At 53.2% G+C, this 22304-nt stretch carries 19 protein-coding genes and 7 pseudogenes; 14 read left to right on the forward strand and 12 right to left on the reverse strand.

What is annotated here, in order from left to right; all coding sequences use genetic code 11:
- Positions 1–197: 197 nt before the first annotated feature.
- Both GIW28_RS11465 and GIW28_RS11470 read left to right on the forward strand, forming a co-directional pair.
- Positions 198–1685 carry a SulP family inorganic anion transporter gene (locus GIW28_RS11465; protein ID WP_236446469.1) on the forward strand — a complete coding sequence of 496 codons (1488 nt, stop codon included), beginning with the start codon at positions 198–200 and terminating at the stop codon, positions 1683–1685.
- 53 nt (positions 1686–1738) lie between these two features.
- Positions 1739–1878 (forward strand): annotated as a pseudogene (locus GIW28_RS11470) (universal stress protein); the annotation flags it as partial.
- A gap of 121 nt (positions 1879–1999) precedes the next feature.
- On the opposite strand, the pseudogene GIW28_RS30790 reads toward GIW28_RS11470, so the two are convergent.
- Positions 2000–2118, reverse strand: a pseudogene (locus GIW28_RS30790) (GNAT family N-acetyltransferase); the annotation flags it as partial.
- 288 nt (positions 2119–2406) lie between these two features.
- Between GIW28_RS30790 and GIW28_RS11475 the strand changes: the two are divergent.
- Positions 2407–3468, forward strand: a complete 1062-nt coding sequence (locus tag GIW28_RS11475) for a GGDEF domain-containing protein (protein WP_236446441.1) — start codon at positions 2407–2409, stop codon at positions 3466–3468.
- 407 nt (positions 3469–3875) lie between these two features.
- On the opposite strand, the pseudogene GIW28_RS11480 reads toward GIW28_RS11475, so the two are convergent.
- Positions 3876–4190, reverse strand: a pseudogene (locus tag GIW28_RS11480) (IS66 family transposase); the annotation flags it as partial.
- A gap of 1455 nt (positions 4191–5645) precedes the next feature.
- Here GIW28_RS11480 and GIW28_RS30795 point away from each other — a divergent pair.
- From GIW28_RS30795 to GIW28_RS11510, 7 genes and pseudogenes are all read left to right on the forward strand, one after another.
- Positions 5646–5768, forward strand: a pseudogene (locus GIW28_RS30795) (HAMP domain-containing protein); the annotation flags it as partial.
- A 159-nt stretch (positions 5769–5927) separates the two neighbouring features.
- A complete protein-coding gene (locus GIW28_RS30800; protein WP_442963522.1) occupies positions 5928–6632 on the forward strand; it encodes a methyl-accepting chemotaxis protein in 705 nt (234 codons plus the stop codon).
- A gap of 255 nt (positions 6633–6887) precedes the next feature.
- On the forward strand, positions 6888–8936 hold the full coding sequence (locus tag GIW28_RS11490) for a hybrid sensor histidine kinase/response regulator (protein WP_236446437.1): 2049 nt from the start codon (positions 6888–6890) through the stop codon (positions 8934–8936).
- A 127-nt stretch (positions 8937–9063) separates the two neighbouring features.
- The gene (locus GIW28_RS11495; RefSeq protein WP_236446435.1) at positions 9064–10245 is read left to right on the forward strand and encodes a GGDEF domain-containing protein; all 1182 of its coding nucleotides are present in this window, start codon (positions 9064–9066) and stop codon (positions 10243–10245) included.
- A gap of 328 nt (positions 10246–10573) precedes the next feature.
- Positions 10574–10732: pseudogene (locus GIW28_RS11500) on the forward strand (transposase domain-containing protein); the annotation flags it as partial.
- Between the two features lie 12 nt (positions 10733–10744).
- Positions 10745–11401 (forward strand): VOC family protein, encoded by a 657-nt coding sequence (locus GIW28_RS11505; protein WP_122476224.1) that lies wholly within the window; start codon positions 10745–10747, stop codon positions 11399–11401.
- Positions 11402–11971: 570 nt separating this feature from the next.
- A complete protein-coding gene (locus GIW28_RS11510; RefSeq protein ID WP_122822264.1) occupies positions 11972–12235 on the forward strand; it encodes a CsbD family protein in 264 nt (87 codons plus the stop codon).
- A 49-nt stretch (positions 12236–12284) separates the two neighbouring features.
- On the opposite strand, the gene GIW28_RS11515 is transcribed toward GIW28_RS11510, so the two are convergent.
- The 3 genes from GIW28_RS11515 to GIW28_RS11525 all read right to left on the reverse strand — a co-directional run bounded on the left by GIW28_RS11515 (position 12285) and on the right by GIW28_RS11525 (position 14059).
- Complete coding sequence (locus tag GIW28_RS11515; protein WP_122822214.1) at positions 12285–12761, reverse strand: hypothetical protein; 477 nt, start codon at positions 12759–12761, stop codon at positions 12285–12287.
- Positions 12758–12967, reverse strand: a complete 210-nt coding sequence (locus GIW28_RS11520) for a hypothetical protein (protein WP_122822213.1) — start codon at positions 12965–12967, stop codon at positions 12758–12760. The genes GIW28_RS11515 and GIW28_RS11520 overlap by 4 nt, the downstream gene beginning before the upstream one ends.
- Before the next feature lie 165 nt (positions 12968–13132).
- Entirely contained in the window at positions 13133–14059 is a 927-nt protein-coding gene (locus GIW28_RS11525) for an alpha/beta hydrolase (RefSeq protein WP_236446433.1), read from the reverse strand.
- Between the two features lie 121 nt (positions 14060–14180).
- Between GIW28_RS11525 and GIW28_RS11530 the strand changes: the two genes are divergently transcribed.
- Entirely contained in the window at positions 14181–15119 is a 939-nt protein-coding gene (locus tag GIW28_RS11530) for a LysR family transcriptional regulator (RefSeq protein ID WP_236418332.1), read from the forward strand.
- 156 nt (positions 15120–15275) lie between these two features.
- Positions 15276–15743: pseudogene (locus GIW28_RS11535) on the forward strand (IS66 family transposase); the annotation flags it as partial.
- 62 nt (positions 15744–15805) lie between these two features.
- Here the strand turns inward: GIW28_RS11535 and GIW28_RS11540 are convergent.
- From GIW28_RS11540 to GIW28_RS11550, 3 genes are all read right to left on the reverse strand, one after another.
- Entirely contained in the window at positions 15806–16750 is a 945-nt protein-coding gene (locus GIW28_RS11540; protein ID WP_122753194.1) for a DMT family transporter, read from the reverse strand.
- A gap of 79 nt (positions 16751–16829) precedes the next feature.
- The gene (locus GIW28_RS11545; protein WP_003191427.1) at positions 16830–17558 is read right to left on the reverse strand and encodes a helix-turn-helix domain-containing protein; all 729 of its coding nucleotides are present in this window, start codon (positions 17556–17558) and stop codon (positions 16830–16832) included.
- Positions 17559–17771: 213 nt separating this feature from the next.
- A complete protein-coding gene (locus GIW28_RS11550; RefSeq protein WP_032901073.1) occupies positions 17772–19085 on the reverse strand; it encodes a sensor histidine kinase in 1314 nt (437 codons plus the stop codon).
- 219 nt (positions 19086–19304) lie between these two features.
- Here GIW28_RS11550 and GIW28_RS11555 point away from each other — a divergent pair, with 219 nt between their 5' ends.
- Both GIW28_RS11555 and GIW28_RS11560 read left to right on the forward strand, forming a co-directional pair.
- Positions 19305–19484, forward strand: coding sequence for a CsbD family protein (locus tag GIW28_RS11555; RefSeq protein WP_003191424.1), 180 nt, complete (start codon positions 19305–19307; stop codon positions 19482–19484).
- A gap of 100 nt (positions 19485–19584) precedes the next feature.
- Positions 19585–19833 carry a CsbD family protein gene (locus GIW28_RS11560; RefSeq protein ID WP_083221824.1) on the forward strand — a complete coding sequence of 83 codons (249 nt, stop codon included), beginning with the start codon at positions 19585–19587 and terminating at the stop codon, positions 19831–19833.
- Positions 19834–20138: 305 nt separating this feature from the next.
- Here GIW28_RS11560 and GIW28_RS30805 read toward each other — a convergent pair whose 3' ends face one another.
- The 4 genes and pseudogenes from GIW28_RS30805 to GIW28_RS11580 all read right to left on the reverse strand — a co-directional run.
- On the reverse strand, positions 20139–20654 hold the full coding sequence (locus tag GIW28_RS30805) for a DUF7693 family protein (protein WP_442963094.1): 516 nt from the start codon (positions 20652–20654) through the stop codon (positions 20139–20141).
- Positions 20655–20681: 27 nt separating this feature from the next.
- Positions 20682–21290 (reverse strand): annotated as a pseudogene (locus GIW28_RS11570) (histidine phosphatase family protein); the annotation flags it as partial.
- Between the two features lie 68 nt (positions 21291–21358).
- Positions 21359–21679 (reverse strand): hypothetical protein, encoded by a 321-nt coding sequence (locus GIW28_RS11575; protein WP_206199171.1) that lies wholly within the window; start codon positions 21677–21679, stop codon positions 21359–21361.
- Between the two features lie 374 nt (positions 21680–22053).
- Positions 22054–22304: helix-turn-helix domain-containing protein (locus GIW28_RS11580; RefSeq protein WP_236490394.1), on the reverse strand; the 251-nt coding region annotated here is incomplete at its 5' end.

The raw sequence follows: 22304 nt of genomic DNA on the forward strand, positions 1-22304 counted from the left end.
CTGGCAGCCTACGCCGCCTTAGCGCTACGCCCCCTCGCAACACCTCGCACCCGCCTGTTTCGCTCGCGTTGCGTGCTGCTGTATGCCCGGTTCTTACACCCAAAGCACACAGTCAAATAATCCTCACAATTTGAATTCGTATCGATGCGCTCGCCATTTTTTTGGTGTGCGTGCGGTGCATTGCCTTGGATATTTCTATGCTGCAAAAAATTAATCAAACGTGGTTTTCCAACGTTCGCGGAGACGTGCTCGCAGGAGTCGTCGTCGCACTCGCGCTGATCCCGGAAGCCATCGCCTTTTCCATCATCGCCGGGGTAGACCCCAAAGTCGGTCTCTACGCCTCCTTCTGTATATGTGCCGTCATCGCCTTTATCGGCGGGCGTCCCGGAATGATCTCGGCGGCGACAGGCGCCATGGCACTGCTGATGGTTACGCTGGTAAAAGAGCATGGACTTCAGTACCTGTTGGCCGCGACCCTACTATGTGGCGTACTTCAAATCCTTGCCGGCTACCTGAAGCTTGGCTCGTTGATGCGGTTTGTTTCACGGTCGGTAATTACCGGTTTCGTAAACGCATTGGCGATCCTGATTTTCATGGCGCAGTTGCCGGAACTTACGAATGTCACCTGGCACGTCTATGCCATGACCGCAGCGGGTCTCGGGATCATCTACCTGTTCCCATACGTACCGAAGATCGGCAAGCTGATTCCGTCACCGTTGGTGTGCATCCTGACCCTGACTGCCATCGCCATTTATCTTGGCTTGGATATCCGTACTGTAGGCGACATGGGCCAACTGCCGGATACGTTGCCGATTTTTCTTTGGCCCGAAGTGCCGCTGAACTTTGAAACCCTGCGCATCATTTTCCCGTACTCGGCTGCGTTGGCCGTAGTAGGTCTACTCGAGTCAATGATGACCGCGACTATCGTCGACGATCTCACCGATACCACCAGCAACAAAAACCGCGAGTGCAAAGGTCAGGGTGTGGCCAACATCGCCGCAGGAATGCTCGGCGGAATGGCGGGTTGCGCGATGATCGGCCAGTCGATCATCAACGTGAAATCGGGAGGCCGCACCCGTCTCTCGACATTGTGTGCAGGCGTTTCCCTGCTGCTGATGGTGGTATTTCTTGGCGAATGGCTCTACAAAATCCCTATGGCAGCACTCGTGGCTGTGATGATCATGGTGTCCATCGGCACCTTCAGCTGGGATTCTTTGCGCAATCTGAAAGAGCATCCGCTGTCGACCAACCTCGTGATGGTGGCGACCGTCGTGGTCGTCGTGGCCACTCACAATCTAGCCTATGGCGTACTGGTAGGTGTGTTGCTGGCTTCTCTGTTCTTTGCCAATAAGGTCGGGCACTACCTAGATATCAACAGCACTCTGGATGAAACGAAATCGCATCGGACTTACCACGTTGTGGGCCAGGTGTTCTTTAGCTCTGCAGACAAGTTCACTGAGGTTTTTGACTTCAAGGACGTGCTCAACCAGGTCACCATCGATCTCACACAGGCTCATTTTTGGGATATCACCGCCGTCGCAGCGCTAGATAAGGTCGTGATAAAGTTCCGACGCGAAGGTGCTGAGGTTGAGGTGCTCGGTCTCAATGAAGCCAGCGCAACAATCGTTGACCGCTTCGGCGTGCATGACAAGCCCGGTGCCATCGATAAGCTCATGAGCCACTAAGGAGAACGACAATGACCCACGTAACGGCATGCATTGATAACTCATAATCCTCATTGGCGGTCTGCGATTACGCAGCATGGGCCTTGCTACGACTCAGCGCTCCCCTGCATCTGCAGACCTGATCGGCAATATTGGCCTTTGCAGTCAAGAGCATCTGCTGGAGGAGCTGGCTACATTATCTCAAAGATGTGCTGACACGTTGCCGACACAGAGAGCCAGTAGGATCGGCCAATTGAACCCAATCAAAGGATGCCGGCTTGCTGAATAATGAATCGCCCCGAAGCAGAAGCTAGGAGCGATTCACTACTATAGCTCTAGCCGGGCAGGCTCAGGTACAGCAAGGGGGAGGGGCGGCCCTCGTCATCTAGCTGAGAAAGACGTGCTTGAAGACACCCGCAATGTAAATAAACCCTACCGCTTCGGGATTCTGTTCTCACATCAACACTCAGGGGGATCTAGCATTACGGACAGTTGGCTTTTCCATGGCTACCTCATGGTGCCTAGGTCACAAAATAGAGCTGAGCGGACAGCTTTTACCTTATATCTAAACTAGGTCGATGTGATTGGGCGGCATCTGAACCCGATTACGCCAGCTCGAACAAAAATCGACTCTCGACGGTAATAGATAGATGGTCGGCGAAGTTGCCAATGTCAGTGTGGATAAGAGGTACACTACTGATTGCTAATTGCCACTACAGTTTGCCTGATCGAAGGAAATACCATGCACGCCCGTATTGACCATAGCGAGAAACACAGACGCATGATGCTCAAGTCGCTGCTTTGGACAACTCTGTGCTTTGGTATCTTCTTCTCACTGTTCAACGCCAAGCGTGGTTACTGGCTGCTGGCTGGGCTGGAACTAGCTTACGCGTTCATCTCTCTGTACATGCTGATGATCATTGACCGCACCAAAAAACTACGAGCCTTGACCATCATTTATCTGCTGCCGTTCTTCACTGTTATGATGTTCACGCTCGTCTCGCCAGAGACATCAGTAGGAATATTTGCCTGGATCCAGACCATACCGATAATTCTCTACCTGCTGCTTGGCTTACGTCTGGGGCTGATTGGTTCTCTGCTGTTCGTTAGTCTTGGCCTGTACATGATCACCATGCACCATGCAGAAAAGAGTCCAGTGGACGATATTGGCTTCGTTCTCGACATTGGTCTAGCGACATTGGCAATCACCATTTTCTCGCACACTTATGAGCGTACCCGAGTTCTTACCGAGCAGCGTCTGATAGAGCTAGTGACTACCGACCACTTAACCGGATTGGCCAATCGCGCAAAGCTGGCCGAGGTATTTCAGCGTGAGTCAGAGTGGGCCCTACGCAATGGTTCGCCCCTAGCGCTGGTGTACCTGGATATAGATCACTTCAAGCAAATTAACGACCGTTTTGGCCATGACGCAGGTGACCAAGCGCTCTGCCATTTTGCCAGCATACTAACGAAACGTCTGCGTGCCACCGATCTACTTTGTCGTCTGGGCGGAGAGGAGTTCGCCGCTCTGTTGCCGGGGGCCAGGGCGGAACAGGCCATGCTAATCGCAGAAACCTTGCGCGAGCACCTTGCCGCGACGCCCTTAGAGCTCAGTGGACAGCAACTGAACATGACCCTAAGTGCGGGTGTCGCAGTTTTCGGTAGTAATTGCGAGCACCTTGACGATCTGTTAAAGGTGGCAGATGGTCGTGCCTATGCAGCCAAGCGTGCGGGACGCAACCGAGTGGTCGGTATCGAGCCCCCGTCACAGACAGAATTACGCGCTAACGACAGTGCTTATTAGGGGTGTTCATGTTTCGCATGGGCAGTCGTAGAATTGAACAAGCAGGTTGCGAGGGTACTTTCGCAATTTCTGTTCAACGTGTCGAATCGCTACGTCACTGATAGTCACTGCTTGAGTCGCGCGAATGAGTGGTGTAAATGTTACCGTTCATCCTGTAACCGCCACACCACAAATGACAGGCGGGCGCTCACACGTCCCAGGCAAAGAGCGCTATCCTCGACTACATCACGCCAATTTTCTTGCTATATAGACCAGAGTTGGTGGTATCCCTACACAAAATCTCCATTCGTCGTATCAGTACGATTAAGTCATTTTCAAGACCCTGCGTATGCGTCCGTCCATCACGCCTAGCGTGATTAAACCGGTTGTCACTTATGCGGCAGCAACTGATCGATCAAACTCGCCCGCTACGTCGGCAGACGCGTGAGCACGTCCTTCAAATAAGCATATACATCATGTCCATTCAGTCGCGCAGACTGGATCACAATCATGATCGCCGCCGCCGGTTTTCCGCTGCGCAGCGATCCGGCGAAGAGTCAGTTCTTGCGTCCAAGAGCCCATGGCCTGATTTGATTCTCACACCAATTGTTTTCTATGGGGACGACCCAATCATCCAGGTAGCGCGACAGCGCTGCCCAGCGTTGCAGGCTGTAATCCAGCACTCAAATGATGGCCGAACCTTAGGGCACCAGATCGCGCTGGGCGATCATGCAGGCATGCAGCCTACCCATCACCTGTACAGGTTTTCCTACCGTATTTGGCGCCGTAAATCCGGTTCCAGGTCGCGGACTTCGCTCTCGATTTCGTACAGCGACTGGATGTACCGCAAGGACTGCTCGGAAATCCACTCGCCTAACTGAGTTAACGACCGCAGCAATTCCCCCTGAAGAGCTCCATTGAAATGGTGATGGCTCAGCGACATCACTACTCTCAAGGCGTTCCAAAGCTGTACAAAAATAAATGGCTGTACAACTTTTGATAAAGTTATCAATCTCAGTGCCGACAGGATGACTGAAACGTTTAATTAGATAAAACGTGATTAGCCGAATGAGCCAGACAGAGCCAGGCATTCGAGAAAATGGAGCGTTCTCAGCAAAAAACTAACTACAAACTGTCCCATTCCGGGCTGTGAGAACTCTATGAATATCCTTGCTCCTGCCATAAACCTAGCTAACCGTTTACGCTTCCCCGCGAAATTTGGTGTGCTTGCAATCATCGTCCTAATCCCCTTGGTTCTGCTCGGCACGCGCGTGATCCATCAGATCAACGGAAGCCTTGAGGTCATTCGCTCGGAACAAGTAGGCCAGCGCTATCTATTGGACGTAACGCCTGTACTGCGCCTATCGATGTTGCAACGCGCACTCACTAACCGCTTGCTCAGCGGGGATAGAAACGCTCAAGCCGATCTGTCGGCCAACCAGTTGAAGTTGGAGGATGCGTTTTCGAAACTGGCTGCAACCGACCGACAACTCAACACGCAGCTGGAAACCGGTGATCGAGTGCAGCGTCTGCACTCTGGGGCGCAGCGTTTGATTGAGCTGGCGAAAGCAGATGCCAACCAGAGTGCCATCTTCGACGACTGGAACGATCAGCTCACCGAGACGTTGAACTTCGTGTACTACGTATCGGCCACGTCGGGCATGGTGTTGGATGAAGATTACGCATCGCTTTTCATGATCGACCAGAGCACCTTGAGGCTGCCACGGCAAATCAACATCGTCGGGCAATTGCGCGGCCTTGCCAGCGGACTGCATGACGGACAAACGTTGAGTTCGGGGGCGCGCAGCGTTATCAAGTCGATGCTAAAAAATGAGTTACTCGTCCACAAAGAACTTCAACAAAGCCTGGCCCTGTTGCGTCGCAGAGAACCTGCCCTCGCCGATAGTATTCAGGCACCGATCACCAGTGCTTTTGTGAGCCTGGACAGTTTCCGTGCCGACCTTGAAGTATTAATTGACGCACCAAGCGACACCATCACCGGCGTTCAGAATCTTCCAGGCAAAGGCAATGCGGTGGTCGCTGAGTTGTACAAGGCGCAAGACACACTGCAAGACGCACTGCTGAATGCGCTTGAACGACGAGTTCAGGAAAAAACCTCGGAACGGCTATTCATCCTGGGCATGTTTGCCGTTCTTGGCCTGTTGCTGGTGTATGTGTTCAGCGGTATCTATAGCGCCATGCGCCGCACCATCAACGACGTTTTGGTAGCTACCCAACTCATTGCACAGGGTGACCTGAGCGTGCGCATTCAAGTACGGGGCAAAGATGAAATGGCCGACGTTGGTAATGGCCTTAACCATATGGTGCAAGCCTTTAGCTCCTCGCTTGCTCAGGTAGAGCGCAGTTCACAATCGGTCTCCGATGCGGCGGAGCGTATAGGTGTGTCGATTGACCGGGCTAAGCGCGCGATGAGCGCACAGCAAAGCGAAACCGAACAAGTCGCAACGGCTATCAACGAGATGACCACCAGCGTTGCGGACGTGGCGCAAAACACCGAGGGTGCCGCACACGCCGCTGAGCACGCCAGCCAGTCCTCCAACACCGGCCTGGCGAAGATGCAGGAAACCCGCGTGACTATTGAAGCCTTGGCCGATGAGGTGGAGCGCAGTGCGCAAAAGGTTTCGGCGCTTGCGCAACACAGCCAGCAGATCGGTGGCGTTATCGAGGTGATCCGTAACATTGCTGATCAAACAAACCTGCTGGCGTTGAACGCGGCCATTGAGGCGGCCCGCGCCGGTGAGCAGGGTCGAGGATTCGCGGTGGTCGCCGACGAGGTCAGAACTCTGGCCTCGCGCACACAAAACTCCACCGAAGAGATCCGCCGGATTATTCAAGAGCTTCAACTGGCGACAGGTGACGCCGTCGAACAAATGAAAGCGGGCAAGCTGCGCGCGCAGGAGTGCATCGAGTCCGCTGATCAGGCCTCGACCAGCCTGGATGCAATCAATGACGGCGTTGAGCAAATCGTAGGGATGAACACCCAAATAGCCAGCGCGGCAGTTCAGCAGCACGCCGTCTCGGAGGATATCAATTGCAATGTGACTGAGATTCGTAACGGTAGCCTTGCATTGATGGAGGGCATAGAAGACAACGCTGTTACTGCGGAGGAACTGTCGCTGCTGGCAGGGGAACTGCGTACTGTCGTTTCGCGTTTCAAGCTGTAACGCGACAGTGGGGGAGCCCAATTTGTTGCCTCCCCCAGCCTTTGTTTGCGGGCTTATGCTGGTGCTTATCTGCTCATTCGCTGTTCCATTCGAGCGAGTACAATTAATTTTTAAACCTTCTCAGGTAAAGGCTAGTCGATGTAAATACAGTGACGCCATATTGATTACTGGTGGTACCTGAATAATGCTCCCACGCCTCTAAAAATAAACGTATTGCCAAGCTTCCAAGCGCTTGGTTGAGACAGGTTGAAAGCGATGAATCACGATGCTATTGATGGTATTCCCATCGACTATGCAGATCTCTACCAGCAGGCTCAGCAGGCATCTGAACGGCTTCAGCTGGCACTTGATGCAGGTGCCATCATTGGTACGTGGGTTTGGGATGTGCCAGCAGATCGCTTTACCGCAGATGAACGCTTCGCGCGTTCATTCGGTCTTTCGCCTGACCTGTGTTTAAAAGGGTTGCCACTGGAACTCGTCACGGCCTCTATTCATACGGATGACTTTGCGCACGTGCAGAGCAAAGTGACCGATGCGCTCGGAAGAGGTGGTGCCTACCGCTGCGAATATCGCGTTTTGCAAAGCGATGGTGTTTACAGATGGGTTGAAGCAAATGGGCGGGTGGAGCTCGATGAGGATCACAAACCGCTGCGTTTTCCTGGCGTCCTTATTGATATCGAAGCGCGGCGGGTAGCAGAGGCCGAACGAGACAGGCTCAACACGCTGCTGCGAACGTTCACTGCCGCAGTCCCAGGCGTAGTATTTGCGAAAGATCGGCAAGGCAGGATGCTTGTAGCTAACCAGGGTACGACAGAGCTAATCGGTAAAAGTCCTGAATTTTACATTGGCAAAACAGATGCCGAGTATCTGGATGACCCGGAACAGGGTCGCGTAATCATGGCGACAGATCGAAGAATTATGGAGAGTGGTCTATCAGAGCAAGTTGAGGAGGAGGTCAGGCTTGCTGATGGCTCTGCCGCTACATGGCTGTCGGCCAAGGCACCACTGTTTGATGAGAGCGGCGAGGTCATTGGACTGATCGGCTCGTCAATCGACGTGACAGATAGGAAGAAAGCTGAGGACGCACTCAAAGAACTTAACCAGACCCTTGAGCAGCGTATTCTTGTTGCCGTCAGTGAACGTGAGAACATCGAGAAAACCTTGCGTCACTCGCAAAAGATGGAAGTGGTGGGCCAGCTCACAGGGGGCATCGCACACGACTTCAATAACATTTTAGCTGGCATCTCGGGCAGTCTGGAATTGATGCAGACTCGACTCGCTCAAGGGCGCTCAGCAGATGTTGATAAGTACCTTGCTGTTGCCGAGAGTGCTGTCAAGAGGGCGAGTGCCCTCACTCATCGCCTTTTGGCGTTTTCTCGACGCCAAACACTGACACCTCAGCTAACTGATGTGAAGGCGCTTATCGAGGGAATGGTAGAACTGATTTCACGGGCTGTTGGGCCTTCGATTAGCATCGACGTCAAAGAGATGGAGGGATTGTGGCCTGCGTTGATTGACTCTGCCCAGTTGGAGAACTCGTTACTCAATCTCTGTCTGAATGCGCGTGACTCGATGCCTGACGGGGGGCGAATAGTCATATCGGCGTCCAATGAATGGCTTGAAAAAAACGACGAACTCGATCATGAAATCGTACCCGGTCGATACCTTCGTATATCTATTTCGGATAACGGCTCGGGTATGACTCCTGAGACGCTCTCCAAAGCGTTTGAGCCGTTCTTTACCACCAAGCCTTTCGGTACAGGTACAGGCCTAGGACTCTCAATGGTTTTCGGTTTTACACGTCAGTCCGGTGGCGATATCAAGGTTGAATCTTCGCCGGGTAGAGGAACGACCGTATCGATTTTTCTGCCACGCCACGATGGCCACGTTACGCCAAATCCTGACGAGACTGATATCAGTGATGACCATTCTGGACGAAAGCGGGAAACCATACTGATAGTCGATGACGAGCCTTCAATCCGGATGCTTGTGGCTGACGTACTGAGTAATCTTGGATACGCCACGCTTGAGGCTGCTGACGGTGTAGATGGCTTGAAAATTCTTCAGTCTGACGCGGTTGTAGACTTGCTCATTACTGACGTCGGATTGCCAGGTGGAATGAACGGTCGACAAATGGCAGGGGTTGGTCGCAAATCTCGCCCCAATCTCCCTGTCCTCTTCATCACAGGTTATGCCGAAAGCGCTGTATTAAAAGACGTCCATCTCGAACCCTGTACGCATGTTCTAACTAAGCCATTTGGGCTGGATGTTCTGACTTCTATGGTGGCGGATTTGGTCGAATAGTCCACGTTGTGAAGGCGCGGCCAGTTGCGAGTGACAGTGGATTTGGAATGCAAAATATCTTTCTGACGTTTGAATCGCTCAACTAAACTTGCGATCAGCCACTCCTGCCAGCACTCGGTGAGCCGCCATGATCGCCCATACGCCCACTCTCTTTGCCTGTGTCGCTTTAGTCGCAACCATCATGGCTTTTTGTTTAATCCTGGTCGGACAGTTCAACCAGCGTGACGGCCTTCTAACGATTGGCTTTGGTTTGTTAGCGCACGCCTTGGCCTATATTGGCTATACGTTCTATGGCCATGCACCGTTGTGGTTGACCTACGGCGCTGCCAATACCCTGCTGGCAGTAGCACTGGCTTTTTATGGGGCCAGTGTTTTTCGGATTGTCGAGCTTCCTGTCGCCTGGTGGCGAGTGTTTGCTCCAGCAGCATTGATGCTGGTGTTGATGGTCAGTTTGATCGATACGCTGGAACCGCGAATGCTCGCTGCTACGCTCGTGTTGATGGTGCAGTGTTCATTGATCATCTACTGGACGCGCCGGCACATTCCCGCCCAAGGTCGTGCACGCATGTTGTTGATCATCGGATCGAGTATCAGCCTGATCGGCTTGGGTATGCGGGTTGTCGCCGTGCTTGGCGGAGGTGCTGCGCAAATGCGTTACGACGTAAGCAACCTCAAGCAAACAATATCGGTAAGTATCGGTACGTTCACCGCGATGATGATCTCCCTCGGCTTGGTGCTCCTGGCTAAAGAGCGCAGCGAGGCTTTGCTTCAGCACATGGCGCTGCGAGATGTGCTGACCGGTATCCTAAATCGTCGAGCCATCCTTGATCAGTTTTCGAGGGAGTTGGAGCGTGCGCGCCGAGACGGTTCGAGCCTGGCAGTTGCTATGGTCGATATTGATCACTTCAAGCATATCAACGACAGGTATGGCCATCTGGCAGGAGACGAAGTTATTAGGCACTGTGCCAATCATCTAACCCAGCGTATTCGCCATTCCGACAGTATTGGTCGTTATGGAGGTGAGGAGTTTTTGATCTTGCTGCCGACCACTAATACTGACGGGGCCTTGGGTGTACTAGATGAGTTGCGCGCCTCTTTAGCTGAGTCGTCAGCTCAATATGGTGAGGCAAAAATTTCGGTGCGCATCAGTATTGGTGTTTGCTGCGTTGTACCCAATGAGGGCGACGCGATAGCCAATTTGCTTGCCAAGGCGGACGCGGCGCTTTATGAAGCAAAGGCGTCAGGGCGCAATACTTTGAAGCTCGTGCAGTCATACCCCCAACAGAATGAAGCGCCTTTAATACTGTAGCCGCAGCACTAAAGAACTTCCTCCCAGTAGCATGATCATTCTCCTACACGTCCTTATTGATCGTATGCGCCGGATGAGACTGCCCCGAAGCGAGCAGTAAGGTTATACGATTCAGGGGCGGAACTCTTGGCCGTCCCGGTAGCGAGCGAGGTTCTCTTGCGACATCAAGATTAGCCCGCTGAATTAGCATCATGACCTCACATAAAACGGAACAGCTTGTCTGCCGACGGCCTAGCTCCCAGGTGCAATCACCGGCACTGGGTAGATTCCTGTTAGGGCGCCGGCATTGACGCTCAGCGCGCTGCAATAAACCCCAAACAGCTGCGCCAGATTTGCCGGGGTCATGAGCTTGATCCAGTCGGCACGCATGAACGGGCACGATCCATATATCTATCTGAAGGACGTTTTGACTCGCCTGCCGACGCAGCGGGCGAGCGAAGTTACTGACCTGTTGCCGACTAATTGGGCAATCAAATCACAGGATTGAAGGAAATTAACGATGGAAATAGATCACATTTTTATTTGTGTAAATGATGACGGTCGAGGCGCTGACGCACTGAAAGCCCTAGGGCTCGTTGAAGGGACGCCAAATGTACATCCGGGCCAAGGCACTGCGAATAGAAGGTTCTTCTTCCGAAATTCTTTCATCGAGCTTTTACATCTCACCGATGAATCAGAAGCTCAAAGTCAGTTAACAGCGCCAACCCAACTCTTTGACCGCCTCAAGTGCGCAGATGGAATCGCCGCGCCCTTTGGAGTTTGCTTCAGACCGTCCACCGTAGGGGAGAAGCCAATATTTCCAGTTTGGGAGTATCGACCTGTCTACCTGCCAACTGCCCTGAAAGTCGAAGTGGGATATGCGCCTATATCCGAACCGATGTGGTTTTTTCTTTCGTTTGCCAAGAGACCAGATGAGGCTCCGGTTGAGCGAGCGCAGCCGTTTGAACATTCCAGCGGCTTTCGCGAAATTACATCTGTGCGAGTTACCACTCCCAACAGCCAAGCTTTTTCTACCCCTGCAAATTGCGCAAACCAGCTGAAAGGATTTGAAATTGTTCATGGTGATGAGCATCTGGTCGTATTGGAAATCGATCATGGCGCAAGTGGCCAGACACAAGATTTCCGTCCAGGATTGCCCATGGTTCTGAACTGGTGATGTATTGACCTAACCATTCAGCCAACATCTCGTTCTGATCCCAATGCGGGGGCTCTGGCGTGTGATTCGTCGAGGTTTGGATTCAGAAGAGGTGTTGGCCCGGCGCTTACTCATCGCAACGTGCCTTAACCGGACGCTTACACTTGGGCGACAAGGATGTCGCTTTCGCTTCGTTTTTTTGGGTTTTAGGTAAAGCTCCGCTCATGGCTAATCACTTGTGGTTAAACACATCATGATCTGCTGGACGGAGTTAGCCGATTCAAATCCGGTTGGCGAGCAGTAAAGTGAATAGAGAGGCGCTCCCAGGAGCGCCTCTTTTTTTGGCGCTACTGACGAGCGGTCGTCAATAGCCAGCCTCCAGGTTATTTGTCTTGTTTGAAGCTCTGGCAGATCACGTCTAGGTCATCCCACGGCGTGCAGTGCTGCCCAGCATAACCAGAACCCGGAAGGTGCTCAAAAGCGTTCCCTCGTTGAGTCTCAGGCTGCTGGGAATGGCATGTCTTGCAGGACACAATGCCGCCAGCAAGACGCCAGCGAGTGTTCCAAGTAATCAAATCTTCGTTTGCAGTCATGACGTTATCCGGTTGCCAGCCCTCAATCATAGAAGGTGTAGCAGAAAAGCTGGCCGGCAAGGCGCAGAGCGCGGTCGGGAAGCTGATTGGTGATTCGAAGATGGAAGCTGAAGGTGCTGGGCATCAAGCAGCTGGACAACTGACTAAAACCTACGGCGATACACTGGATAGCGTATTCACGTTCGTTAAAGAAAAACCAGTCACTGCACTCGCGATAGGTGCTGCAGCGCTGATCCTGATCAACCGCATTTTTCGTCGCTGAACGAGTTGGAGGTGTCTCCAACCTGGTGACACTTCCTGCTAAGTTGGGCTTACTGTGAGCTGATCCAACCTTCAAGTTTTTGCAGTCTGCCCATATCGAGAAGTTTCTGTTTTCCGGTTCCCAGAAGCGTGAAGAGCATTTGTCTGTCCTCTAGCGAGGGAAACCACTCAGCCATCTCGACATTGCTGTGCTTAGAATCGCTTAGAGTCCACTTAACGATCATGTCGGAAGCCGCTCGGTAATGATCGGCCATGAAGAAGCGTTTGCCTTCTGATGCCCAGCCTAGCTTCGCCAACTGGTCGGTAACGTCGCATATTCCAGCGTCACCAAAGAAGTCGGTGGTATCAGGATAATGAATACCTGCAAGCGACACTTTTGCCACGCTCGTATCTCTGTTGAAGTACGACAGAAAATGCCAACCGCCAGTTGTACTCCCAGCGTGCGGAAAGTTGATCGCCGCCTTGCCAGTGATGTAGTGCGTGCGGGAAACGCGTTTGAGATCAAAATCGAAAAGCGGCTGGGTCATGGGAGTTTTTTGAGCCGGGCCAGCCCCTGTTTGATATGACCAGCGTTCTCACCAATTGTGTAAAGCGCACCACGGACGTTGTCGCCCACTTTCGCATGTCCCTGGGCTTCCACTTGGAGGGTCAACTCCATGAGCGCAGCTTCGAGAGCGAGCTGATTTTGGTACATTCTTTCCAGCACATCCGACAACGAGTATTCCTTTGGCATTGATGTGGCCTCCTTCAGGGAAACTCAGCATAGCGCAGCACAAGAAATGAATACGTATCTAGACAAGGCGAGCTGTCAGACTACTAGCAGTGGATGGGCAAATGGCCTTAGAAAATATGGGTAGAGCCACGATAGCCTAGAAAGCTATCGCGGTTGTTCTGCGTTTTAGCGGTTAGCGTCGGCCAAGCCAGCCTCGATGAAGCGAACGGAGCTCTCCATAGCCTGCTGAGCTTCAGGCAGCATGGTGGCGTAGAAGTGCCAGGCGTGGAACATCGCTGGCCATACTTCCAGGTTCACGCGAACGCGGTTATCAGCCAGGTGATTTGCAAGGCGCATTGCATCACTCAACATCAACTCGTTCTCGCCGATCTGCACTAAGATTGGTGGAAGGCCGGTGACGTCCGCGAACACAGGTGAGGCCAGAGGATGATTGGCCAATGTGTCGCCTAGGAATGCTCTGGCGAGGATGTCCAGGACAGGCTTGGAGTTCAGAGGATCCAGACCTTCACGGTTGCTCATGGAAGCACCGGTGTGTTCAAGGTTCGCCCATGGTGAGATGGAGGAGCCAACCGCAGGCAATGGAAGCCCTTTCGATTTAGCCGCGACCATGACGCTGACAACCATTGCGCCGCCAGCCGACTCGCCAGAGAACGCAATTTTGTTAGCCGGGATTTTCTGCTCAAGCAACCATTCGTAAGAGCGCAATGTGTCGTCAATAGATGCTGGAAACTTGTGCTCAGGAGCGAGGCGGTAGTCCGGCATGTATACACGAGCACCGAGCATTTTCGCGTAGTTGCCGCCGATACCGTGGTAGCCGTCTGGACGTCCTACGATGTAGGCGCCGCCGTGGATGTACATCACGACCGCGTCGGTTTTGATCTCGTCCGGAGTAACCAGTGTGCCGGGTACGCCACCCATGTCGACTGCTTCGAATTTAACGCCAGCTGGCGCTGGATTTTGCGCGAGCATTTTTGCGTAAGAGTCGCGGATGTCGCTCATTTTTGTGGTGGTATCGATTCCCTTAAGAACGGGTACCAGATCGCTAAGGCTATTGGCCCAGGTTTGGACGGCTGCTTGGACTTTGGTGTTCATAATGACCTCAATTGATCGCTGGGAGTTGATTAGCTAATTGAGATACTATGCTTACTATTGGGGAATAGGGTTCCCCATAACAGGTGCTAAGCCGCCCGAGCGTTGAGACCACCGAGGCCGTATGGAACTCCATAATCTGAATGATATCGCCGCGTTTGTAAGCTCGGTAAACGCGGGAAGCTTCACTGCGGCGGCAAAGCAACTTGGCCTCACGCGCTCTGCGGTGGGGAAGTCGATAGTCAGGCTTGAGGCTCGTTTACAGGTACGTCTACTGAATCGCACTACGCGTAGCTTGAGCATGACCGATGACGGCCAGGTTCTTTATGAGCGCTGTGTGGGCGTTCTTCAGGATCTGGATGACGTGGAGGATGCTCTTGCGTTTCGTCGTTCGACACCCAGTGGGCGACTGCGGATGAGTTTGCCTGTTGCGTTGGGCAGACTTCATGTCCTTCAGCACATTGAGTGCTGTCTCAAGGATTGGCCCTCCCTGAGCGTTGATATCACCTTCTCTGACAGGCTGGTCGATCTGATCGATGAGGGATTTGATTTGGCCATGCGCATCGGGCCACCGAAGGAAGATTCTCGGTTGCTAACGCGCACTGTGGCCTACCAACAAATGATTACCTGCGTTTCACCCAAGTATTTGGCTGAACATGCTGAGCCTAGAACGCCTGAGGATTTATCCGAGCACCAGTGCCTGCATTTTGTGAGCGGCGGCAGACTGCTTCCTTGGAATTTCCGAGTAAACGGGCGATATGTGCCCGTTACTCATGGTGGAAGACTACAGATGGACAGTGCTGAGTCATTACACCAGTCAGCTGTAGCTGGCCTGGGCATCGCGACTCTTCCTTCCTACGTGGTGAACGACGATTTGAGGAGCGGCAAGCTTGTTCAATTGCTCGCTGGGTATGCAGAGGCCGCAGAGCCTATTCGGGTGATCTACCCTAGCAAGCGGCACCTCTCTCCAAAAATTCGACTCTTCATCGATAAGCTCGTGGAGGCTTGGTCACCATGCCCACCATGGGAGCAGCATTCTGCGGAAGGCATTCACTCTGCATGACCCGTGACCTGCTGATTAACGGCCAGTATGCTTTCGAATGCAGGGGGAACATTCCAGGGGCAACCTACGAGGGAGAGTTTGTGGACGCCAAGTGGGACGGTCACGCCTGGGTAATACTCGCGGGTGTGCTCTGCGACCTATCCATCTTCCGAGTAAGCCCTGCGTTATATCCAGTTTCTGTACGAAATCGAAGGCGAAGTCCGCGATCTGGAGCCGGATTTAAGGCGTCGAATACGACAAGAAAAAGCTGTACGGGTGATGAACATGCTCCATGCCTTGATGAGCGCCCAGCGCGATCTGGTGCCCGAAGGCTCAGCCATCAGCAGAGCACTCGATTACAGCCTGAAACGCTGGGCAGCGCTATCACGCTACATCGATGACGGGGCAGTACCCATTGACAACCATTGGGCCGAAAACCAAATCAGGCCATGGGCTCTTGGGCGCGAAAACTGGCTCTTCGCTGGATCACTGCGCAGCGGCAAACGGGCGGCGGCAATCATGACCTTGATCCCGTCTGCGCGGCTGAATGGTTATGATCCATATGCGTATCTGAAGGATGTTCTCACGCGCCTACCGACGCACCGGGCGAGTGAGATCGATCAGTTGCTACCGCATAGTGGGTGACCAATTAATCACAACTGGTAGGGGTAGTCAGTATTCCTGTCGCTATAGCATCTCTGTACGAGTTAAACAGCCGGAGAGTGACGGGGAGTACGATGACAATTCAGACACCACAAGACACCGGTGACCAGAAGTGCAATCGCCGCAATTTCATGTAAGTCGGGCAGCCGATGCTCCCATAGAAATCCAAAAACCAGCGCCGCTAACGTCTCAATCACGAGCACTTGTCCGCTTAGTGCCAGTGGTAGAAGTCGGCTCGCCTGATTCCAGCACGCATTACCCACAACCGAAGATAAAAACGCTACGCCACCGGCTACCATGACAAAGTGTAGCCATTCGGAGTTGTCATGCGTTCCGACCTGCCAGCCCAGGACAGGTACCGCCAAAAGCAGTGACTGAGCGCCAGTCATGACCCCTGTCAGCAGTGCCCAGTCATGGGCGGAAACGCTGGTTACCTGAGCCAGCCGCCGAGCGTTGCTCACTGCGAACCAACTCCATGTCACTAACGCGCCCGCTGCGCATAGAATTCCGGCCACGTTTGTCAGTATATCTGGCTTGTCGCCGTTGATCAGTGCGTGCCAGCTGATGAGTACGACCCCGCCCACAGCGCAGAACAGCGAGGGAGTTAGCTTGCGCAAAGAAATTGCGTTGACGTCATGACGACCTGCCAGCGTGACGAACACGGGAATGAGTCCGACGATCAGAGACGTTGTGGCAATGCCAACCAACTGCACACCGGTGCCCACTAGCGTGTAGTAAATGAGGTTCCCAATCAGGCTAAGCCAGAAGAGTGAATTCCAGTCGGCGATAGTGAGATTGGCGCAAACGCGCCTCCAGCGGGGCATAAGCAAGGCCACCGAAATCGCGCCGTAGCAGAGAAATCTCAGAACGGCGAATTGCAGGCCGCTCAGCCCCGGGGTGAGCTGGGGGCCGAGGAAGATCACTCCCCAACACAGGCCCGCGCAAACTCCGTAGACAATGCCCTTTAGCAGTAATCGATCAGCAAGCATTTCATCAGCGCTCCAAAGCGTTATGGGTAAAGTCTGGAGCAACTGATTCGGGGAGTATTGTCGGTAACTACGGGATTTTTTACCCAGACTGTTTTTGCGTTTTACGATAAACCGCCGGGGTCGTGGCCCTCACGCGCTGCATGGCACGGGTCAGCGATGCCTGGTCGCTAAAGCCGGCACGCAAGGCAATCTCGGATATGGTCAATGAGGTTCCACGCAACCATCGTTGAGCTTCTTGCAGGCGTAAATCAGTCAACCAAACTTGCGGACTCATCTCGAACATTAGCCGGAAACGTTGGTGCATCTGACTCATGCTCATTTTTGCTACTTGAGCCATGCGTTCATTGCTCCAGTTCGCTCCAGGATCCGCCTGAATACGAGCGATCAACTGCTTCATGGGGTCTGGAAAGCGGGAGATATCCGGATTTAGAGACGATAAAAGCAGAGGCCCCAATTGGGAGGCCGCGATGGACAATTGTGCATTGCCGATTAGCTCAGCGAACTCTATAAGCCGACGAGTAGCGGGGGAAATGGGCACATATATTTTCTGAGCAAGACGCTCGATCTGGAGCGTTTCCATAATCGTCGGCGCACAGTCCAAAACTAAAAAACGGCTATCGAGGTTAGTCTGCTGCGAATGGATCGAGCCAGGTGTCACAAGCGCTGCCAATGACTGATCAATGCAGCCGCCGCGACCGTTTACGTCAATTTCCATTTCGCCACGAATCGGCAGTACCAATTGAGCATGCTCGTGGTGGTGGTGACGGTCTTCCCTCTCATAGCTGCGAACTTCAAGACTAAGAAACATTACTGCACCTTCCGGCCCGTCTGGTTATCCAAGGTTGACGTCCCAAAACGCCCAATGCGCGCCCGCGTTAGGTCAGACTTGCCACTGATTCTAACATCTACGGATCAGACCGTTGATCGCACAACCTGTATTGGCCATACACTTACGGAACAACAGCGTATCAGGCCGGCATACAGGCAAATCATGTAAAGAAGGTTACTTAAGCCACGATGATTATGTGGGATTAATCGCAGAGTCGATTCGACCCAATGATTTCAAGTACAAAGATACGACTGTTCCCTTGTCGGGTGCATTATCAACCATGACGGTGCCCCCAGCGTTCTCTGCGAACTTACGGACTTGCGATAAGCCCAAGCCCGTACCTTTTCCTCTTTCCTTTGTGGTGAAAAAAGGATCAAAAATTTTAGCCGCCAGGTCATCTGGTATACCTGGCCCGGTATCAGTGACGCTGAGCACGACGTAATTGCCTCCAGCCAGTGTTACGTCATCATCAACCCGCATCAGTCGCGTTGAAATGCAGATACTTCCTGCTGACCCGAGCGCATCCCTGGCATTTGTGAGAAGGTTCAAGACAGCTGCATTCAACTGGGCTTCTTCACACATCACTGCGGTGTCGGGGGCTGACAGGTCGAAAGTCAGCTCAACACTTTCGGTCGCGGTGTGAAACAACAAATCGCGCATTGCATCAAGTCGAGCATTAACGTCAACGCACACCAAATTTGGGCTGTCGAGTCGAACACAAGAAAGCAGATGATTGACCAACTGCCGTCCCTGTTCGACCGCCTGCAATCCGGTATCACTAAATTGCTCGACGGCTTTTGGTCGTCTGGCGCGCAAGCGGATCATCTGCAAACTTGCGCTTAGCGCTTGAAGAATATTGTTGAAGTCGTGCGCAATACTGGCCGTGACCATTCCCAAGGAGGAGATACGCTTGGCGTGACGCAGTGACTCTTCGGCCACTTGATTAAGTGCATTCGCCTGAGCCAGTTCTTGTTCAAGCATTTCTGCTCGACGCTCTATTTGATGTCTGAGCAGGCGCAATTGCAACAACGAAGCGGTCTGTCTCGCCAATGCCAACAATGCCGTGCGCTGTGGTGCTGTCAGGGTTCGCGGCTTGGTATCAATCACGCACACCGTACCCAGAGCGTGCCCCGTATCGTCAATGATAGGAGCTCCCGCGTAAAAGCGAATGTAGGGCGGGCCAAGCACCAGCGCGCTGTGTTCAAAGCGCGGGTCGAGTCTGGCATCTTCGACAGTCAACACATCGGCGGGAGCCAGGATCGCGTGCGCGCAAAACGCCAGATCCCGATGCGTCTCCCTCACGTCCAGCCCGACGCACGCCTTGAACCACTGACGTTCTCTATCCACCAGAGAAACCAGCGCGACCGGTACTTCACACAAGGTGCTCGCGAGCACGACGATATCGTCGAATTCTTTCTCCGGAGCTGAGTCCAGCACCCCGAGATGCTCTAGCGACAGGGCTCTTTCATCCTCGTTCGGAGGAAAGGGGGCAGGAATGTGGGGCATCTGATTATGCATCGCTGAGGGCAGTAGGGCGATCATGCTGTTTTGATAGCTTGGACAGCAAGAAATTGTTTCTCCATCCGAACAGCGATGTATCTGTTTCCAGATAGCACTCGAAGGGCCGGCGACGAGTGGTAGTCGTCAACCGTGGAACTCCCGGTCGCAGTCGCCAGTCAATTTTTCTGTCCAGATAGGACACCTATTCCTAACCGGGAGACAGCCATGAGTGGTACTTCAGACAAAATCAAAGGCCTGGCCAACGAAGCTATCGGTAACGTGAAGCAAGGTGTCGGCAAAGTCACAGGCAATGAGAAGCTACAGGTCGAAGGTGCCATCCAAGAAAAGAAAGGTGAAGCACAGCAAGTGGCTGGCAAGGTCAAAGACGCCGTAGACAAAAAGTAGTTCTAGGCGGTAACACCGTTTCGCTGGGATGGCTATCGGATGGTAGCCATCGCAGTTCACTCATTCTGAGCTTCCAACTTATACGAAGGTTTAATCAATCATGAGAAGTGAGCAGGTAGAAGGCGTTGTAGAAAAGGTTGCCGGTAAAGCCCAAAGCGCAGTCGGAAAACTGCTTGGTGATTCGAAGCTGGAAGCCGAAGGTGCGGGACGCCAAGCTGCCGGTCAGCTGACTCAAACCTATGGCGATGCCCTGGACAGCGTATCCACGTTCGTTAAAGAGAAACCAGTTGCTGCAATCGCGATTGGTGCAATTGCTCTGCTGGTTCTAGACCGTCTCTTTCGCCGCTGAGTAAGGAAAAGGACGTTTCGACAGGGGTGCTCCATTTAACTTTTATCGCCTCCGTCCCCTAGAACTGTCCATCAGCGGGCTGCGGGGGTACGAGGGCAGGTATGCACAATTCACTTCCATCCAAGCAGCACGTCCAAATTACGACGAGGCTATTGGGCCACAAATCTCTTGGAAGGGTGACTTGGGGTCAGTAGCAAGCGGAGCACGCAGGCGGGAGGATTGAAGCCCACATGGCCAGGACTCGGCAACATCGATGCTTGGTTTACGACAGCCGTCCTCGTAGAGGCCCGTTCGAACTTGGCTCCCTAGAGCGCTTTCAGGAGACGCTCAAGCGTCTGATGTTCCCAAGTGCTGAGCAACGCTATTGGGTCAGTACCAAAGCGATCTCCAGAGTCAAACGACCAGCGTCGCCCATCAGAGCTGATGCACTCTTCGCAGTAGTCGAGCGTGTCACATTCGTTGTAGATCGATATCCGCCAACCCTCGACGCTCACCACGAAATGGCCCGCATAAATCTCATCCCAAGACGGCTGACTGACCCTGGTCATCGACCGTCGCTCGAAGATGACCTCTCGCAATAATTGGCATACCTTTCTCGCTGAGATCTCCGCCGTAGTGTTTCCGCTAACGCTACCTACTTGGGATGAACGAGCTGCGGTTCTGGCCTCTTTCAGCCTTTGCTCAGCGTACATAGCCGGATCATCGTCTGGCGGAGGGTAGCCTGCTGCTGCGAGAGTTTCGGCGCGCTCCTCAATGAGCAGACGTTCGGGATCTCGAGTGACTTGATAAGCTCTGCCCGGCACGCGCCAAGTGGAGTCCATTTGTGGCTCCCTAGTGGCTGACCGGCTTACTTTCCAATCGGCTTCGTCGGTATCTTTCGAAAGCAGCCGTTCACCACAATTGGGCACGTGGTTCGCGATTTCATACTCACGCCAGTCCACCATAGCTCCGGCATCAATGCCGAGCGTCTTGCGCTCAATCAGCCAGGCAACAGCGTTAATGAACTGGCCGTGAGAGTACGCAGCGATGTTTTGGGCGGGGTGCTCTGCAAGACACTCCAAGAAAGACTGAGCTCTAGCTATGAAATCTAGAAATGACTCAGCGCCTTGACCATCCGTGAAACCAGGATCTGCTTTGGCCCAATACGCCTCCACCCATTCGCGCCGATCAGCGACGGTTGTGCCAGTGCACCGCGCGGGTTCAAGGTAAGTGAATTCTTGGATGGGCCAAGTTTCAAAAGGGATATGAGGAAACACCGCTGCGGTCGCCATAGCGGTTGAGTGCGCTCGGGTGAAAGGCGAGGCAACGATCAGAGCCGGAGCATGGTTGAACGACAATGCCACCAGCTGCGCTTGCTCAACTCCTCTCGGGGTCAGAGTAATGGTCGCATGATCTAAAGTGGCTTCGCCCGCGTTCGCAGCGCTTTCTCCATGTCGTATTAGTCTCACATGCTTCATTTACGAACTACTCGCACAGATTCGGCCATCATTTCTCTTCGATCCCCAAGGTTACTGGTACTCAACCTTCAATCAAGAAGCCTCGACAGCAATCCCTCTATCTGGGTGCCTGCATGCTTGAATTTAAGCTCTTCGAGCTTAGCTTCCCTTCGTTCGCCGGTGAGCAAGCTGAGTCCGTGAAGCGCATTAAGCAACTTCTGAGACTCACCAATTTCCGAACGCAAAGTCAGCCAGGCAGTGTTCACTCGACGAGCTAACTCGTCGGCCTCATGGCTCAAGCGTTGTGACTCAATTAGCTTGTTAGCGTTGGTGGTGGCCTTAAGATGACCTAAAGCCTGCTCAAGTTCGTCCAGTAGCTCGGTAACAGCCTCCGACTGGTCAAGTGACACGGGGCGCCCCTCTACATAAATCGTGTCCGCCTGAACGCAATAGACAGCTAGTGGCCCTTCCTTACTCAATTGCCACCTAGCAAGTGACCAGCCCGTATTGTCCACCCCGCGACTGCACCTTCCAACAGAAATATGGACAGACAGGATGACTGCACTCCACTGCTCAGGGCTGAGGTATACCTAGTTTCTTCCGTCGATGGAAATAACCAGAACAAGCGGAGCGCGCAGGCCTGTAAGGCCGGAGGCGCGAGGATGGAAGCCCAAGGGGCCATGACTTGGCGTCAGCCATGGCATGGTTTACGACAGCCGACCCGATAGGGCGCGCCATAAACCGCGATTTGCTTAGATTGCAGGATTGCTGATGTTCTGCAGACTTATGTATTCCAATATTTTTGGACTGTGCTTCTGGCAACGCCGAGCTTTTCAGCGATTGTTTTCCTGTCGAAACCTTGCGCTTTCAGGGCTCGAATGTAAATCGCATTAACGGGCCGCTTTGGCTTTCCCTGGGAGCGCTTGATGAGCTTTCCATCACGGAATTGCTCCTCTACCAACTGCCACCCTCCGGACATCTCGAATTCCCTGATTCGCAGGGCAGTACGTTGCAAAGCCTCGGATGGAAGTTCGT

Source organism: Pseudomonas sp. PA-5-4B (genome assembly GCF_021606215.1).
GTDB lineage: Bacteria > Pseudomonadota > Gammaproteobacteria > Pseudomonadales > Pseudomonadaceae > Aquipseudomonas > Aquipseudomonas edaphica.

Bases quoted from the DNA above. Each gene is read 5' to 3' on its own strand.
- GIW28_RS30805 (WP_442963094.1), bottom strand. From the start codon at position 20,654: ATGGACTCCACTTGGCGCGTGCCGGGCAGAGCTTATCAAGTCACTCGA.
- GIW28_RS11545 (WP_003191427.1), bottom strand. From the start codon at position 17,558: ATGTTTCTTAGTCTTGAAGTTCGCAGCTATGAGAGGGAAGACCGTCAC.
- GIW28_RS11475 (WP_236446441.1), top strand. From the start codon at position 2,407: ATGCACGCCCGTATTGACCATAGCGAGAAACACAGACGCATGATGCTC.
- GIW28_RS11490 (WP_236446437.1), top strand. From the start codon at position 6,888: ATGAATCACGATGCTATTGATGGTATTCCCATCGACTATGCAGATCTC.
- GIW28_RS11505 (WP_122476224.1), top strand. From the start codon at position 10,745: ATGGAAATAGATCACATTTTTATTTGTGTAAATGATGACGGTCGAGGC.
- GIW28_RS11495 (WP_236446435.1), top strand. From the start codon at position 9,064: ATGATCGCCCATACGCCCACTCTCTTTGCCTGTGTCGCTTTAGTCGCA.
- GIW28_RS11550 (WP_032901073.1), bottom strand. From the start codon at position 19,085: ATGCCCCACATTCCTGCCCCCTTTCCTCCGAACGAGGATGAAAGAGCC.
- GIW28_RS11530 (WP_236418332.1), top strand. From the start codon at position 14,181: ATGGAACTCCATAATCTGAATGATATCGCCGCGTTTGTAAGCTCGGTA.
- GIW28_RS11465 (WP_236446469.1), top strand. From the start codon at position 198: ATGCTGCAAAAAATTAATCAAACGTGGTTTTCCAACGTTCGCGGAGAC.
- GIW28_RS11525 (WP_236446433.1), bottom strand. From the start codon at position 14,059: ATGAACACCAAAGTCCAAGCAGCCGTCCAAACCTGGGCCAATAGCCTT.
- GIW28_RS11510 (WP_122822264.1), top strand. From the start codon at position 11,972: ATGACGTTATCCGGTTGCCAGCCCTCAATCATAGAAGGTGTAGCAGAA.
- GIW28_RS11520 (WP_122822213.1), bottom strand. From the start codon at position 12,967: ATGCCAAAGGAATACTCGTTGTCGGATGTGCTGGAAAGAATGTACCAA.
- GIW28_RS30800 (WP_442963522.1), top strand. From the start codon at position 5,928: ATGACCACCAGCGTTGCGGACGTGGCGCAAAACACCGAGGGTGCCGCA.
- GIW28_RS11560 (WP_083221824.1), top strand. From the start codon at position 19,585: ATGAGAAGTGAGCAGGTAGAAGGCGTTGTAGAAAAGGTTGCCGGTAAA.
- GIW28_RS11515 (WP_122822214.1), bottom strand. From the start codon at position 12,761: ATGACCCAGCCGCTTTTCGATTTTGATCTCAAACGCGTTTCCCGCACG.
- GIW28_RS11555 (WP_003191424.1), top strand. From the start codon at position 19,305: ATGAGTGGTACTTCAGACAAAATCAAAGGCCTGGCCAACGAAGCTATC.
- GIW28_RS11540 (WP_122753194.1), bottom strand. From the start codon at position 16,750: ATGCTTGCTGATCGATTACTGCTAAAGGGCATTGTCTACGGAGTTTGC.